The organism is Streptomyces sp. SCPE 10, assembly GCF_051980735.1.
In the GTDB taxonomy this organism is placed as follows: Bacteria; Actinomycetota; Actinomycetes; order Streptomycetales; family Streptomycetaceae; genus Streptomyces; species Streptomyces misionensis.
On sequence record NZ_CP197069.1, the window covers coordinates 575,656 to 590,637 of the forward strand.

Genomic DNA, 14,982 nt, shown 5'->3' on the forward strand with positions numbered 1-14,982 from the left:
CGCCCGGGAGGACTGAGCCGGGCCACGGCCCGCCCGGGGCCGCGCCGGACTACGGCGCCGTCGGCAAGGTCACCTCGAAGCGGCAGCCGCCGGGGATGTTGCGCACGGTGGCCCGGCCCTGGTGGGCCTCCACGATGCCCCGGACGATGGCGAGACCGAGACCCGCGCCCGCCGGCGGTGTGCGGGCGTCGGTGCCGCGCCAGCCGGTGTCGAAGACGCGCGGCAGGTCCGCGTCCGGGATGCCGCCGCAGCCGTCGCTGACGGACACCACCACGCCGTCCTCGGTGCGTTCCGCGGCGACCGCCACCGTGCCGTCGGGCGGGGTGCGGCGGATGGCGTTGACCAGCAGGTTGCCGAGCACGCGGCTCATCTCCCGGCCGTCCACCTCCACCGGTACCGGTGCGACCCGCTCGCCCACCAGCCGTACCCCGTGCTCCCGGGCCAGCGGACCGGCGCCGGCCAGGGCGTCGCCGACCAGGTCGTACAGGGAGACGCGGGACAGGCTCAGCGGCAGGGTGCCCGCGTGGATGCGGGAGAGTTCGAAGAGGTCCCCGACCATGCCGTCCAGGCGTTCCACCTCGGCGCGGATCTGCCTCAGATAGCGGGCGGGGTCGGCGGCCACCCCGTCCTCCAGGGCCTCCGCCATGGCGCGCAGCCCGGCGAGCGGGGTGCGCAGATCGTGCGAGATCCAGGCGACCAGCTCCCGCCGGGATGCCTCCAGCGCCCGCTCCCGGTCGCGGGATTCGGCGAGCCGGGCGCTGGTCGCCGCCAGCTCCCGGCTGAGGTCCTCCAGTTCGGCGGTGGCGGGGCCGCCGGGCGCGGCGAACGCACCGCCGTCGCCGAACGCGCGCGCGGCGACGGCGAGTTCGCGGCTGCGGGCGACCACCCAGCGACCCAGCAGCAGCGCGGTGACCAGGGAGACCACGGCCGCCATGGCGACGACGGTGGTGACGACGCTGAGGTCGTGCGGGGACAGGAACATGGCCCAGGCGACAGCGAGCGTGCCCGCGAGCATGGCGACCACGCCGACCGCGGCGACCACGGCGAGCGAGGCGGTGAGCGAGCGCCGCCGGATCAGCCGCAGGGCACACGCCCCGGCGAGGCCGGTGACGGCGGCGCCGGCGAAGGCGTAGAGGGCGATGAGGAGGGCGTCGCGCACGGTCAGTCCCCCTCGGGTTCGAAGCGGTACCCGACGCCCCACACGGTCCGGATCAGCCGCGGCCGGGCCGGGTCGTCCTCGACCTTGCCGCGCAGCCGGCGCACATGCACGGTGACGGTGGACAGGTCGCCGAAGTCCCAGCCCCAGACCTCCCGCATCAGGTCCTCGCGGGAGCAGGCCCGGCCGGGGTGCCGCAGGAAGAACGCGAGCAGGTCGAACTCCCGCAGAGTGAGGGCGAGTTCGCGGCCGTCCTTGGTGGCGCGGCGGGCGTCCGGGTCGAGCGTGAGACCGGCCGCGGTCAGCCGGTGACCGGTGACGGCCGGACGGCTGCGGCGCAGCACGGACTCCACGCGCAGCACGAGTTCGCGGGGGCTGAAGGGCTTGGTGACGTAGTCGTCGGCGCCGACCTCCAGGCCGAGGACGCGGTCCTCCTCGTCGCCGCGGGCGGTGAGCATGATGACGGGCACGGGCCCCCGCTCCCGCATCCGCCGGCAGACCTCCAGGCCGTCCATGCCGGGCAGCATCAGATCGAGGACGACCAGGTCGGGCCGGTGGTCGAGGGCGCGGCCGAGGGCGGTGGGGCCGTCGTCGGCGCGGTCGACCGCGTAGCCGGCGCGGTCCAGGTATCCGGCGACGACCTCGGCGACGGTGGGATCGTCGTCCACGACCAGGACGCGGCCCCGGGCCGCCCGGTCGGGGGCTTCGGCCGGGTGGGACTCGTACGGCGGTTGCATGTGCCAAGCGTGGCATCCCGCGTCCGGGGCTGGTGCGGCGGCCGGGGCGGCGTCCGCGTTTCGTAAGGTCCGGTATCCCGTTTCGCCCGGTTTGTCTTCGTAGGGTGAATGCCGTGACGACCACTTCCGCGGACGTCGATGTGGTGCTGCCCTGTCTGGACGAGGCCGAGGCGCTGCCCTGGGTGCTCGGGCGGATCCCGGCCGGGTGGCGCGCCCTCGTCGTCGACAACGGCTCCACCGACGGCTCGGCCCGGATCGCCCGCGCGCTGGGCGCGACGGTGCTGCACGAACCCCGGCGCGGCTTCGGCGCCGCCTGCCACACCGGGCTGACCGCCGCCACGGCGGGCATCGTCTGCTTCTGCGACTGCGACGCCTCGCTGGACCCCGCGCTGCTGGTGCCCTTCGTCCGGGACGTGCGGCGCGGCGCGGCGGACCTGGTGCTCGGCCGGCGCCGCCCGGTGAGCCGGGGCAGCTGGCCCGTGCACGCCCGGGCCGGGAACCTGGCGCTGGCACGGCTGCTGCGCCACCGCACCGGGCTGCGGCTGCACGACCTGGGGCCGCTGCGGGCCGCCCGCCGCGAGGCGCTGCTGGCGCTGAACCTGACCGACCGGCGCAGCGGCTACCCGCTCCAGATGGTGGTGCGGGCCGCCGACGCCGGGTGGCGCGTCGTCGAACGCGACGTGCCGTATCTGCCGCGCACCGGCCTGTCCAAGGTGACGGGCACCTGGACCGGTACCTGGCGTGCGGTGCGGGACATGCGCCGGGTGCTGGCGGAGCCGCCGACCGGTGCCGGGGCGGCCCGGTGACCACGTTGCCGGTGATCGCCAAGGAGCCGCGCGCGGGGCGGGTCAAGACGCGGCTGACCCCGCCGTTCACCCCGGCCGAGGGGGCGGGGCCGGCCGAGGCGGCGCTCGTCGACACCCTGTGCGCGGTGGCGGCGGCGCCCGCGTCCCGGCGGATCCTGGTGCTGGACGGGGCACCGGCCCGGTGACGCGGGGACAGGACCGGTGACGAAACGCTGACGTCCGGCCCGGACGGCGGCCCTTGGCCCTCCGCCCGGCCTAGCGTTCCGCTGTGACCCCACGCCCCGCCGCCCGCCGCGACCTGTACGCCGCCGGTGCCGCCGCCCTGCTCGTCGCCGTGGCCGTGCTGGTCGGCCGCCGTGTCCAGGACGCCGACCACACGCTCTTCGTGCACTGGCCCCCGCTCTTCGCCGACTGGGATCCGCACCTCGGCCCCGGCACGCCCGCGGCCCTGGTCCTCGCGGCCGCCGCGGTGGTGTACGGTCCCCCGCTCGCCGCCCGGCTGCCCTGGCGGTGGCTGCTCGCGGCCGGCTGGGCGGCCGCGGTGGCCTGGATCGTCTCCCTGGCGCTGGTGGACGGCTGGCAGCGGGGCATCGCCGGCCGGCTGACCACCCGCAACGAGTATCTGCGGGTGATCGGCCGGTTCTCCGACATCCCGGCCACGCTGCACGACTTCACCCGGCACATCGTCAGCGGTTCCCCGGCCCCCTGGCCCGCCCATGTCGCCGGCCATCCCCCGGCCGCCACCCTCACCTTCGTGCTGCTCGACCGGATCGGGCTGCGGGGCGGCGGCTGGGCCGGGATGTGGTGCGTGGTCGTCGGCGCGAGCGGATGCGCGGCGGTGCTGGTCGCGCTGCGTGCCCTGGCCGACGAGACGCTGGCGCGGCGGGCCGCGCCGTTCCTGGTGGCGGCCCCCGCCGCGGTGTGGCAGGGCACCTCCGCCGACGGCTACTTCGCGGCGGTGGCCGCCTGGTCCGTGGCCCTGCTCGCCGTCGCCCTCACCCGCCCCTCCCCCTGGGCGGCCGCCGCGTCGGGTCTGCTGTTCGGACTGACCTGCTATCTCTCGTACGGTCTCACGCTCTTCGCGCTCCTCGGCGCGGCGGTCCTCGTCCTCACCCGGCGCGAGCTGCCGCACCGCCGCCGGCTGCTGCCGCCCTTCCTCGCCGGACTGGCCGTCGTCCCGGCGGTGTTCACGCTCGCGGGCTTCGACTGGTGGGAGGGCTACCGCCTGCTGACGGTCCGCTACTACCAGGGCGTGGGCGGTGTCCGGCCCTACGGCTACTGGGTGTGGGCCGACCTGGCCTGTGCCGTGCTGATCACCGGACCGGCCACGGCGGCGGGCCTGTACCGTGCGGGCGCCGCGCTGCTGCGCCGCCGCACCGGCTCCCGGGCCCGGCTCGCGGTCCTCGTGTCCGCCGCCCTGCTCGCGCTGCTGCTCGCCGACCTGTCCGGGCTGAGCAAGGCCGAGACGGAGCGCATCTGGCTGCCCTTCGCCCTGTGGCTGCTGCCCGCCTGCGCGCTGCTCCCCCGTCCCCGCCCCTGGCTCGTCGCCCAGGTGCTGCTCGCCCTGCTCCTCAACCACCTGCTGCTGACCGGCTGGTGATGTTGGCCGGGGCCCCGCCCTGCGGGTGCCGGGAGACGCAGCCCGTGCGCATCATGGGAGGTGGACATCCGGGCCGTATCGATCGGCAGGGCCGGCGCCCCGGGAAGGGTTGATGCCGATGATCTCCGAGATGGTTCTCGTCCGCATGGAGGACGCCGCGCTCCACGGCGACCTCGTGGTCCCGGCACCGTCGCGCGCGGTGGTGCTGTTCGCACACGGCAACGGCAGCTCCCGGCACAGCACCCGCAACCGGACCGTCGCCGCCCAGCTGCGCACCGCCGGGTTCGGCACCCTGCTGCTCGATCTGCTCAACGAGCGCGAGGAGCGGCACGACGCGCTGAACGCCGGGCACCGCTACGACATCCCGCTGCTCACCCGGCGGCTGGTGGGGGCGATCGACTGGCTCGCGGAGCAGCCCGACACCCGGGGGGTGCCCGTCGTGCTGTTCGGCGCCGGCACGGGCACCGCCGCGGCCCTGACGGCCGCCACCGAACGCCCGGAGCAGGTCCTGACCGTGGTCTCGCGGGACGGGCGGCCGGAGCTCGCGGGTGACGCGCTGGAGCGGGTGGCGGTCCCGGTGCTGCTGATCGTGGGCGGGGACGACCACGAGATGCTGCGGCTGAACGAGGAGGCCGCCCGGCGGCTGCGGGCCCCGCACTATCTGCACGTGGTCCCCCGGGCCACCCATCTGTTCGAGGACCCGCGCGCGCTGGCCCAGGTCGCCGAGGTCACCCGCCGCTGGTGCGCCCAGCGGCTGCGCAAGCCGGAGACGCACGGGCAGAGCTGAAACCCCGTCCGTCGGACGCCCCGCCCCGGGTGCTCACCCGGGTTCGGGCTTGCCGAAGAGTTCCGCGTAGCCGTCCGGCAGCCGGGACAGCAGATCGTCCAGCTCGCCGCCGGAGACCACGTCGGCGACGGTGGACAGTACGGCGCCGACGTCCCACTCCGCCGTGCGCGGTCGGGCGCCGGTCTGCTGGGCCACGCGCCGCAGGAACTCCTCCCGGCCGAAGGTCTCGGCGCATCCCCGCTCGCGGTGCAGGGCCTCGTCCAGCGGGGCGGGCAGCCGGGACGCCAGTTCGTCGGCCTCCTCAGGGGTGATCCGCGTGGCGAGCGTCCACAGCACGGCCTCGCTCACGTGCTCGGCCTCCTCGGGGCTCCGGTACTCCCCGCGGTCCTGGACCCGGGTCAGAAACTCCGCCAGTCGCACGGTGACCTCCCGCTGTCGTACGCCGGTCCCCCTACCACCGTACGGCCGTGAAGTCGACGGGCTCAGGGCGCAGCGAGCGGGTACGCTCGGCCAGCGCGAGCAGGCGGCGGGACATCTCGGCGGCGGGCAGCCGCATCCGGTCGCCGTGGCCCGGCAGCACCCATTCGAAACGCAGACCGGCGGCGGTGCGGGCCAGGGAGGCGGCCAGTTCCTCGATGGAGTACCAGGTCACGCTGTGCGCGACGGTCAGGTCGGCGAGCGAGCGCGACCAGTAGAAGCTGTCGCCGCTGAAGCAGTAGCGGTCGTCCGCGAGATACAGCACGCTGCCCCGGGTGTGTCCGGGCAGCGGCTGCACGGTGACGCCCTCGCCCACCTCCACCGGGTCGAGGCCGCGGACCACCCGGTCCGCGTCGGGCGCGGCGTCGAGGTCGCCCTCGTGGATCCACAGCCGGGCGCCGAACCGGTCGGCGTAGCGGCGGCCGTGGGCGACGTGGTCGCGGTGGGTGAGCAGCACCTCGGTGATCCGTCCGAGGGCCGCGTAGCGGTCGGCCAGGGCGGGTGACCAGCGCGGGGTGTCGATCATCATGAGGGCGCCGGAGGGGCGGCGCAGCAGATAGGAGTTGGCGCCCGCGGTCCGGCGCGAGTTGTGGCCGCAGAGCAGCACGGTGTCGTCCAGGCGCATCGGGAACGGGTCGAGGCGCTGGTCGGCCTGTCCGGTGGCCGGGCGGATCGAGCGGGTGGGACAGGCGAAGACGGCGGCGTGCAGGCGCCGGTCCTCCTCCTCGGTGCGCGGCTGGCGCAGGATCCGCGATCTGCCGTCCTCCTCGCCGATCAGGTCCGGCGCCAGTTGCCGGGCCACGTCGCAGTTGGTGCAGCGGTCGTCGACGTACCAGCCGTCCACAGCGGGACTCCTTCCGCGGGTGCGGCCCGGGTCGGGCCCACGTACCAGGATGACCCGCGCGAACCGGGACCGGTAGGGCGAGACGGTCTTGATTTTCGCCGCCGTCGGCGCTCTGACCAGCGCGGAAAACAAGACAGAAGTGGCGTGATCGGCGTGGTCCCATTGCACCGGCGTGCGGCTCCGATCAAGGTCGGAGGGTGAGTACGTTCTCCCCGCAGCGCCGCGACCCCTCCGTCCCCGAACGGCCCGGTCTTCCCGCCCCGGGGGAACGCGGACGGTGGGCCTGCCCGCCCGGGGCCCGGCGGGCCCTCGCCCTGTTCGCGGCGGTCCGGCTGGCCGGGGCGGCGCTCGTGGTCGCGGTGAACGTGCTCACCGGCCGTTCGGTGCTCAAGGGCCTGGCGCACTCCTGGGACTCCGTCTGGTACCTGCACATCGCCACGCACGGCTACGGGACCCGGGTGCACATCACCGACTCGGGCGCGGTGCAGACCGACTGGGCGTTCTTCCCGCTCTACCCGGCGCTCATCCGGGTGCTCGACCACGTCCCGCTGCTGTCGCCGGGTGTGGCCGCGCTGCTGATCGCCTGGACGGCGACCGCGCTGGCCGCCCTCGGCGTCTACGCGATCGGGTACCGGCTGCACGGCCGCGCGGTGGCCACCGCCATGGTCGCCCTGTGGGCGGTCCTGCCGCACTCGGTCGTCCTCACCCTCGCCTACACCGAGCCCCTGTTCATCGCGCTCGCCGTGTGGTCCCTGTACGCCCTGCTGGACCACCGCTGGCCGGCGGCCGGTGTGCTGGCCGGGCTGGCGGGCCTGACCCGGCCCAACGGTTACGCGGCAGCCGCCGCGGTGCTCGGCGTCGCGGCCCTGGAGGTGGTGCGGCGGCGCGGCCGGGTGTCCCCCGGCCTGTGGGCCGGCGCCTGCGCGGCGCCGCTCGGCTGGACGGCGTACCTGCTGCTGGTCGGGCACCGCACGGGCGACCTGCTGCACGGCTACTTCCAGGTGCAGAGCGCCTGGGAATCCCGGTTCGACCTGGGCCTGGGCACGCTGCGCTTCCTCGCGACGATGCCGCTGTTCGACGGTGGGATCGTCTACCCGGTGGCCCTGGCGGTGGTCGCGGCGGGCGTCCTCCTGTTCGCGCTGCTGTGCCGGGACCGGGCGCCGCTGGCCCTGGTGCTGTTCACCGCCGCGCTGCTGCTGCCGGTCGTGGCGGTGTCGGGCCCCTTCGAGTCCAAGCCGCGTTTCCTGCTGCCCGCCTTCCCGCTGCTCATCCCGGCGGCCCAGGCCCTCGTGCGGATGCGACGCACCAATCCCGACGGCGCGCTGCGGCTCTGCTGGACCCTCGCCGGTTTCTCGCTGCTGTACGGCACGTACGTGGCGACCTTCGCCAATCACTCGCCCTGAGCGCCCGTTGCGCCGAACGGGTCGTGCGGCTGCTCCGTTCGGGTGCGAGCGTCAGCCGATCGGCCGCGTCCGGGCCGCTCAGGGCGTCCGCGCCGCTCCGGTGCCGCAAGGATGTCGGGTGACTGACGTCGGCGAACCTGAGAGCGCCGGGAGGCGTACGAGCTGTGAGCATTCTGAACGAGCCCAAGGGGCCGGCCGACACTTACGACAGTGAAGTACCGGTGAGGCGCAAGCAGCCGGGCCATGTCGTGGTGAACTGGCTGACGACCACCGATCACAAGACGATCGGCACGCTGTACCTGGCGACGTCGTTCGCGTTCTTCCTCCTCGGCGGTCTGCTGGCGCTCATCATGCGCGCCGAACTCGCCCGGCCCGGACTGCAGATCGTCTCCAAGGAGCAGTTCAACCAGGCGTTCACCATGCACGGCACGATCATGCTGCTGATGTTCGCGACGCCCCTGTTCTCCGGCTTCACCAACTGGATCATGCCGCTGCAGATCGGCGCCCCCGACGTGGCGTTCCCGCGGCTGAACATGTTCGCCTACTGGCTGTACCTGTTCGGCTCGCTGATCGCGGTGGCCGGCTTCATCACCCCGGACGGTGCAGCCGACTTCGGCTGGTTCGCCTATGCCCCGCTGCACAACGAGGTGTTCTCGCCCGGTGTCGGCGCGAGCGTGTGGTTCATGGGTCTGGCCTTCTCGGGCTTCGGGACCATCCTCGGCTCGGTCAACTTCATCACCACGATCATCTGCATGCGCGCCCCGGGCATGACGATGTTCCGGATGCCGATCTTCGTGTGGAACGTGCTGCTGACCAGCGTCCTGGTCCTGTTCGCCTTCCCGGTGCTGGCCGCCGCGCTCTTCGGTGCCGAGGTGGACCGCATCTTCGGGTCGCACATCTTCGACGCGGCCAACGGCGGCGCCCTGCTGTGGCAGCATCTCTTCTGGTTCTTCGGCCACCCCGAGGTGTACATCATCGCGCTGCCGTTCTTCGGCATCGTCTCCGAGGTCATCCCGGTCTTCTCGCGCAAGCCGATGTTCGGCTACATGGGCCTGATCGCGGCGACGATCTCCATCGCGGGGCTGTCCATCACCGTGTGGGCGCACCACATGTTCGTCACCGGCGGTGTGCTGCTGCCGTTCTTCTCCTTCATGTCCTTCCTGATCGCGGTACCGACCGGGGTGAAGTTCTTCAACTGGATCGGCACGATGTGGAAGGGCTCGCTGTCCTTCGAGACGCCGATGCTGTGGTCGGCGGGCTTTCTCGTCACCTTCCTCTTCGGCGGCCTGACCGGGGTGCTCCTGGCCTCCCCGCCGATGGACTTCCACGTGTCCGACTCGTACTTCGTGGTGGCCCACTTCCACTACGTGGTCTTCGGCACGGTCGTGTTCGCCATGTTCGCCGGCTTCCACTACTGGTGGCCGAAGTTCACCGGCAAGATGCTGGACGAACGCCTCGGCAAGATCACCTTCTGGACGCTGTTCGTCGGCTTCCACACCACCTTCCTGGTCCAGCACTGGCTGGGCGCCGAGGGCATGCCCCGCCGCTACGCCGACTACCTGGCGGCCGACGGCTTCACCGCGCTGAACACGGTGTCCACCATCGGTTCGTTCCTGCTGGGCCTGTCGATGCTGCCGTTCCTCTACAACGTCTGGAAGACCGCCCGGTTCGGCGTGCCGGTCGGCGTGGACGACCCGTGGGGCTACGGCCGCTCCCTGGAGTGGGCGACGTCCTGCCCGCCGCCGCGCCACAACTTCCTGACCTTGCCGCGGGTCCGCAGCGAGTCCCCGGCGTTCGACCTGCACCACCCCGACATCGCGCTCGCCGAGGCCGAGGCCCACAGCGCGTACTGAGCGACCGAGGACTGCGGTGAGCGAACTGACGCAGGGGGGAACCGGCGGGGAACTGGGCAACGAGGTGGAGGGGTACCTGCTCTGGCAGGCGCGGATCGCGGAGGCCGAGCAGCGTGCCCGGGAGTTCGTGCGGCCCATGGAGTGGCTGACCAGCGCGCAGCGCACGGAGATCGAGCAGTGCTACGTGGCGGACAGCCTGCTGCGCGCGAGGAAGGACCTGGAGCGGATCGCGGCCCGGTGCACGTCGCTGCGCACCGAGTACGAGCACCGCTACGAGGAACTGCGGCGCCGCTGCGTGGGCTGGACGCTGGCCGTCTGCGCGGGCTGCGCCGCGCTGGCGGCGCTGCTGCTGCTCGTGTGAGGTGAGGGACCGCGGGCTCAGCTGCGCCGGTGGGCCGCGTCGACCAGCCCGTAGGTGACCAGGCCGTAGGCCAGGTGCGGGAGGGCGTCCGCGGCCCAGTCGGTGGCCGACCAGCCGCGCGGGTCGCTGACCCCGAGCCCGGCCATCGGGACGTCGGCGAGGGCCATCGCCAGCGCGCCGGTGGCCGGCCCGCCCAGCCAGACGGGCGGGCGTACGCCGAGCCGGTGCAGCAGCGACACGGCGACGCCGGTGCCGACACCGACGGCGATGCCCGCGAGCGCGCCCATCCCGGACAGCCGGTTGTCCCGGCCCTCCGTCTCGGGGACCGGGTGACCGGCCTTCCGGGTGACCTTCTCGACCACGTCTTCGGGTGCGCTGCTGGTGGGCCGGCCGCGCAGCGCCATGTCCAGAAAGGTCGCCGCGTCCAGTGCGGTGGTACCGGCGGCTCCGGCGGCGCAGCCACGCGCGATGCTGCGGAACATGCGACTCCGGGTACCGCGGGGGGAACCGCCCGAAACGTGGCCGTCCGGCGGTGAACGGGGGGGCGCGGGCGCGTTTTCCGCCCGAGGCGGAGGGGGCACACCGGGGCCGGACGCCCTGGTGTGCCCCCTCGTCGGCCGGGGACCGGTGTCAGCGGCCGTGGCCCGCCGGGTCGTGGGCGGAGGCGTCACGGGCACCCGGGAGCTGCCCGGAGCCGGCCGTGGCCGGGTCCTGCTCCGCGCGGTCGCCGTGGCCCGGCCACCAGGCCGCGTGGCCGATGAGCGCGGTGAGGCTCGGGGTGAAGAACATCGCCATGACGAACGCGGCGATCGCGATGCCGAACGAGACCGCGAAACCCATCTCCGTGAGCAGCGAGTTGCCCGCCAGCATCATCGTGGCGAAGGTGGCCGCCAGGATGAAGCCGGCCGCGGCGACCGTCGGCCCGGCGTGCCGCAGCGCCATGCCGGCCGCCTCGCGCGGTTCGCGGCCCTCGCGGGCCTCCTCGCGCAGCCGGGCGATCATGAGGATGTTGTAGTCCGTGCCGATGGCGACCACGAAGAGATACATGATCACCGGGAGCATGAACATCAGGCCGGAGTGCCCCTCCCCCTTCTGGAAGATCCACACCGTGGCGCCCAGCGTGGCGCCGAAGCCGAGGCCCACCGAGGCCATCAGGTACCAGGGGGCCACCACGCTGCGCAGCAACAGGCCGAGGATGACCATGATGAGGACGGCGGCGACGGGGAACACCGTGCGGTAGTCGTGGTTGACCGCCGTGTCGATGTCCTTGTAGATCGAGGACATGCCGCCGACCAGCGCCTCGGTGCCGGCGGGCGCGCCCGCGTGCGCGGCGTCGCGCACCCGCTGCACGGCGTCGATCGCCTGGTCCGTGGACGCCTCGTACTTGAGGGTGACGGTGAAGTCGGCGGTGGTGCCCTCCTTGTTGAGCTGGCTCATCCGGACGGCCGCGACGCCGTCCACCGAGCCGAGCCTGCGCGAGTACGCGGCGAAGCCGCTCTTGTCCAGCGGCTTGCCGTCGGTGCTGGAGAGGTAGACGTCGGTGGGCGCGGCGGCGCCCGCCGAGTACGCCTTCTGCATCTGGTCCTGGACGACCATCGACTCCTTGGTCTTGGGCATCGAGCCCGAGGCCAGGTCGAAGGTGGCCTTGTAGCCGAGGGTGCCGGCCGACAGGGCGAGCAGGACGAGCCCGGAGGCGACGGCGGTCAGCGCGGGACGGCGCCGTACCGCGCGGCCGAGCGCGGCGAACCGGGCGTTCTCCGGCTCCTTCTGCCAGGACTTGGAGGGCCAGAAGACCTTGGGGCCGATCAGCGAGACCACGGCCGGGATCAGGGTCAGGCCCGCGACCAGGGTGGCGGCCACCGCGATGGCGAGCGCGGGGCCCATCTGCTTGAGGAAGCCCAGCGTGGACAGGACCAGCGCGAGGAAGGCGATGATGACCGCCCCGGCGGCGGAGGCGATGGCCTCGCCGACCCGGCCGACCGCGTTGACCATGGCCTCCTTGGGCTCGTCGCCGGCCCGCAGCCGTTCGCGGTAACGGAACATCAGGAACAGGAAGTAGTCCGTTCCGACACCGAAGAGGACCACGATCAGGATGGACGAGATGGAGCTGTTGGCCTGGAGGCCGAAGAGCTTGGTGGCGTAGGCGATCAGCCCGTTGGCGACGGCCGACACCAGGCCGATCAGGATCAGGGGCAGGACGGCCAGGATGGGCGCCCGGAAGATGATCAGCAGGGTCACCAGGATGATGGCGAAGGTGCCGAAGCCGATCAGCGCCTGGCCGCGCTTGGAGGAGTCCTGCTGGTCGAGGGCCTGTGCGGCCGATCCGCCCAGTTTGACGTCGAGGTGGGTGCCCTTGGCCAGTTGCTTGACGTCGTCGCGCAACGTCTTGGCCGCGTCGGCCTGTTTGGGCTGGCCGGCGTTCTTGCTGTCCATCTGGACCAGGGTCAGGGCGTACCTGCCGTCCTTCGACGGCGGGCCGGGGACCACCTTCTGCACCTGATCGATCTTCTTCTCGCCCAGTTCGGTGGTGATCCGGGCGATGTCCTTCTGGTCGGCGGCGGTCAGCCGGCCGCCGTCGGTGCGTTGGTAGAGCGCGATCGCGGACGGCGTGAAGGCGCTGGGGAACGCCTTCTGCTGGAGATCCGCGGCTTTGATCGACTCGTAGCTCTTGGGCAGAAAACTGCTCTCGTCACTGTTCGAGGGCAGGCCCGGAGCGGTGGCGACGATCGCCACCGCGGCGATCAGCCATGCCACGATCGTCCAGACCGGGTGCCGGACGACGGCAGCGCCAATACGTCGGAACATGCGGGAGGGTCCTCCTGGGAAGGAAGATCACCGCAGCCCGGGGAGCGGTCCCTGGCATCGGCGACCCCGACCGGCCGTTGCATGACGAGCCGGTCGAATAGTTGTCTTAGCGGTCACATCGTAGTGACCGAAGATACGTTCTTCGTACTGGATTCCCGTTGCCCGGTACCGCACATGAAACGGACCAAACGCCTCCGGGAGAAGGGCTCGTGTCACCCGCGGCCGACGCCGATGTGACGGCCTTTCGGTTGAGCCGGGATCAGGCCCGCATCCCGGCGAGGGCGGTGCGGGACTGGCCGCGCACCTCGGCGATCACCCGTGCGCCCCGGTCGGGGGCGGTGTCGAGCCGGTCCAGGACGGACGGGACGGCGATGGCCGGGAGCAGGTGGTCGAAGAGCGCCGCCATGCGCTCGTCCAGATCGGCCCAGTCGGCCAGCGCCTGGGAGACCAGCTGCACTCCCGTCCAGGCGCCGAGGAAGACCTGCGCGGACTCCTCGGGCACCACGTGAGCCAGCACCTCGCCCCTGGACTTGGCCTCCGCCAGCCGGGTGGCGGTGAACTCGGCCCAGGCGGGCCAGGCGCTGCCGAAGACGTTCCGGCCCCGCAGGTCGGCCGACAGCCGGACGCCGGCCAGCAGCAGGGGTTCGCGGGGCAGCCGGTCGGCCAGCGTCATACCCGCGTCCACCCACTCCTGGAGCTTCAGTTCGCGGGGGACGTGGTACTCCGTCGATATCTGTTCCTGGAGCACGCCCCGGGCGAGGGCCGCCTTGGAGTCGAAGTGGAAGTACAGGGCGCCCTTGGTGACGCCGGCCCGGTTGAGGATCTCGGCGATGGTGGCCGCCGCGTAGCCGCGTTCGGCGAAGACCGCGGCGGCGGCTTCGAGGACGGCGCGTCGGGTCCGGACAGCTCGCTCCTGCTGAGCCATGGACCCTCCTCAAGCTGAACGTTAAACCAAACAGCTCGTACCCTACCCCACGGTCACCCGGCGAAAGGGTGTCCGGACACGGTCGAGCGGGGGTCGGTCGCGCATGGCCCAGAGGTGTGTGATAAGGCGGGACAAACGAGGTTCCTGGTATCCGGGTTGCCCTCTCCCGCCCTCCCCCGCCCACCCCGTCCCCCGCGTCCGGTCCGGACCGCGGTGCCACCGCGTCGTCCCGACGCCCGCCCCTGGAGGACGCCATGCGCGTCGTGATCACCGGGTCCACCGGACTCATCGGTTCCGCCCTCGTCCGCTCGCTGCTGGACGACGGCCATCAGGTCGTCCGGCTGGTGCGCGCCTCCTCGGCCCACGCGCCGCGCGACGGCAGCGAGTCGGCGCCCTGGGATCCCGCCGGGGGCGTGATCGCGAAGGGGGCGCTGGACGGCGCGGACGCGGTGGTGCACCTGGCCGGAGCGGGCATCGGGGACCGGCGGTGGACGGCCGCGTACCGGCGGGAGATCCGGGACAGCCGGGTGCACGGCACCCATACGATCGCCCGGGCCTGCGCCGCCTCGGCCGTGCCCCCACGGGTGCTGGTGTCGGCGTCCGCGACCGGCTACTACGGCGACACCGGCGAGCGGATCACCGACGAGAGCGCTCCGGCCGGAACCGACTTCCTGGCCTCCGTCTGCGTCGAGTGGGAGGCCGCCGCCGGCCCGGCCCGGGAGGCGGGCATCCGGGTGGTGCACCCGCGCACCGGTCTGGTGGTCTCCGCCCGGGGCGGTGCCTTCGGACGGATGCTGCCGCTGTTCCGCCTGGGCCTGGGCGGGCGGCTCGGCTCCGGCGACCAGTACTGGCCGTTCATCTCGCTGACCGACCACGTCGCCGCCCTGCGGTTCGTCCTCGGCACCGGGACACTGTCCGGGCCGGTCGACTTCACGGCGCCGCACCCGCTGACGAACCGGGCGGCGACGCAGGCGCTGAGCCGCGCCCTGCATCGCCCGGCCCTCGCCCCCGTCCCCTCGTTCGCGCTGCGCGCCGCGCTGGGCGGGCTCGCCACGGGCATCACCAACAGCGCGCGCGTGGTCCCGACGGCCCTGCTGAAGGCGGGTTTCACCTTCCGGCACCCGTACTTCGAGCAGGCGCTTCAGTCCGTGCTCCACGACACCGACTGAGCCCCCACCGGCCGCGCGGCGGACGGTGTGCCGCGCCCGGGAAGCCGCACACCGCCCGC

Annotated in this window: 14 protein-coding genes and 1 pseudogene; 8 read left to right on the forward strand and 7 right to left on the reverse strand. The window is 73.1% G+C overall.

Going from position 1 to position 14,982, the window contains the following annotated elements; all coding sequences use genetic code 11:
* Positions 1-49 precede the first annotated feature (49 nt).
* Both ACSP97_RS02695 and ACSP97_RS02700 read right to left on the reverse strand, forming a co-directional pair.
* On the reverse strand, positions 50-1,159 hold the full coding sequence (locus ACSP97_RS02695) for a sensor histidine kinase (protein WP_355530610.1): 1,110 nt from the start codon (positions 1,157-1,159) through the stop codon (positions 50-52).
* A 2-nt stretch (positions 1,160-1,161) separates the two neighbouring features.
* Positions 1,162-1,893 carry a response regulator transcription factor gene (locus tag ACSP97_RS02700; RefSeq protein WP_355151462.1) on the reverse strand — a complete coding sequence of 244 codons (732 nt, stop codon included), beginning with the start codon at positions 1,891-1,893 and terminating at the stop codon, positions 1,162-1,164.
* A 104-nt stretch (positions 1,894-1,997) separates the two neighbouring features.
* On the opposite strand from ACSP97_RS02700, the gene ACSP97_RS02705 reads away from it, so the two are divergent.
* The 4 genes and pseudogenes from ACSP97_RS02705 to ACSP97_RS02720 all read left to right on the forward strand — a co-directional run bounded on the left by ACSP97_RS02705 (position 1,998) and on the right by ACSP97_RS02720 (position 5,086).
* Complete coding sequence (locus tag ACSP97_RS02705) at positions 1,998-2,699, forward strand: glycosyltransferase family 2 protein (RefSeq protein ID WP_355151460.1); 702 nt, start codon at positions 1,998-2,000, stop codon at positions 2,697-2,699.
* A pseudogene (locus tag ACSP97_RS02710) lies at positions 2,696-2,875 on the forward strand (glycosyltransferase); the annotation flags it as partial. The gene ACSP97_RS02705 and the pseudogene ACSP97_RS02710, both read left to right, overlap by 4 nt.
* Positions 2,876-2,967: 92 nt before the next feature.
* The gene (locus tag ACSP97_RS02715) at positions 2,968-4,299 is read left to right on the forward strand and encodes a hypothetical protein (RefSeq protein ID WP_440556232.1); all 1,332 of its coding nucleotides are present in this window, start codon (positions 2,968-2,970) and stop codon (positions 4,297-4,299) included.
* Between the two features lie 118 nt (positions 4,300-4,417).
* A complete protein-coding gene (locus tag ACSP97_RS02720; RefSeq protein WP_382013961.1) occupies positions 4,418-5,086 on the forward strand; it encodes a dienelactone hydrolase family protein in 669 nt (222 codons plus the stop codon).
* Between the two features lie 33 nt (positions 5,087-5,119).
* Here the strand turns inward: ACSP97_RS02720 and ACSP97_RS02725 are convergent, their stop codons facing one another.
* Positions 5,120-5,506: a DUF2267 domain-containing protein gene (locus ACSP97_RS02725; protein ID WP_382013963.1), complete on the reverse strand. Its 387-nt coding sequence runs from the start codon at positions 5,504-5,506 to the stop codon at positions 5,120-5,122.
* Between the two features lie 31 nt (positions 5,507-5,537).
* Positions 5,538-6,407, reverse strand: coding sequence for an MBL fold metallo-hydrolase (locus tag ACSP97_RS02730; protein ID WP_358676936.1), 870 nt, complete (start codon positions 6,405-6,407; stop codon positions 5,538-5,540).
* A 197-nt stretch (positions 6,408-6,604) separates the two neighbouring features.
* On the opposite strand from ACSP97_RS02730, the gene ACSP97_RS02735 reads away from it, so the two are divergent.
* The 3 genes from ACSP97_RS02735 to ACSP97_RS02745 all read left to right on the forward strand — a co-directional run bounded on the left by ACSP97_RS02735 (position 6,605) and on the right by ACSP97_RS02745 (position 10,024).
* Positions 6,605-7,810 (forward strand): mannosyltransferase family protein, encoded by a 1,206-nt coding sequence (locus ACSP97_RS02735; RefSeq protein WP_358676939.1) that lies wholly within the window; start codon positions 6,605-6,607, stop codon positions 7,808-7,810.
* A 164-nt stretch (positions 7,811-7,974) separates the two neighbouring features.
* On the forward strand, positions 7,975-9,663 hold the full coding sequence (gene ctaD / locus ACSP97_RS02740) for an aa3-type cytochrome oxidase subunit I (RefSeq protein WP_355151450.1): 1,689 nt from the start codon (positions 7,975-7,977) through the stop codon (positions 9,661-9,663).
* A 16-nt stretch (positions 9,664-9,679) separates the two neighbouring features.
* On the forward strand, positions 9,680-10,024 hold the full coding sequence (locus tag ACSP97_RS02745) for a cytochrome C oxidase subunit I (RefSeq protein WP_440556233.1): 345 nt from the start codon (positions 9,680-9,682) through the stop codon (positions 10,022-10,024).
* A gap of 17 nt (positions 10,025-10,041) precedes the next feature.
* Here the strand turns inward: ACSP97_RS02745 and ACSP97_RS02750 are convergent, their stop codons facing one another.
* The 3 genes from ACSP97_RS02750 to ACSP97_RS02760 all read right to left on the reverse strand — a co-directional run bounded on the left by ACSP97_RS02750 (position 10,042) and on the right by ACSP97_RS02760 (position 13,754).
* Positions 10,042-10,506, reverse strand: coding sequence for a hypothetical protein (locus ACSP97_RS02750; protein WP_355530628.1), 465 nt, complete (start codon positions 10,504-10,506; stop codon positions 10,042-10,044).
* A 148-nt stretch (positions 10,507-10,654) separates the two neighbouring features.
* Entirely contained in the window at positions 10,655-12,829 is a 2,175-nt protein-coding gene (locus ACSP97_RS02755; RefSeq protein ID WP_355151444.1) for an MMPL family transporter, read from the reverse strand.
* Positions 12,830-13,088: 259 nt separating this feature from the next.
* Positions 13,089-13,754 (reverse strand): ScbR family autoregulator-binding transcription factor, encoded by a 666-nt coding sequence (locus ACSP97_RS02760; RefSeq protein WP_355151442.1) that lies wholly within the window; start codon positions 13,752-13,754, stop codon positions 13,089-13,091.
* A 254-nt stretch (positions 13,755-14,008) separates the two neighbouring features.
* On the opposite strand from ACSP97_RS02760, the gene ACSP97_RS02765 reads away from it, so the two are divergent.
* On the forward strand, positions 14,009-14,923 hold the full coding sequence (locus ACSP97_RS02765; RefSeq protein WP_355151440.1) for a TIGR01777 family oxidoreductase: 915 nt from the start codon (positions 14,009-14,011) through the stop codon (positions 14,921-14,923).
* The last annotated feature ends 59 nt before the right edge of the window (positions 14,924-14,982 follow it).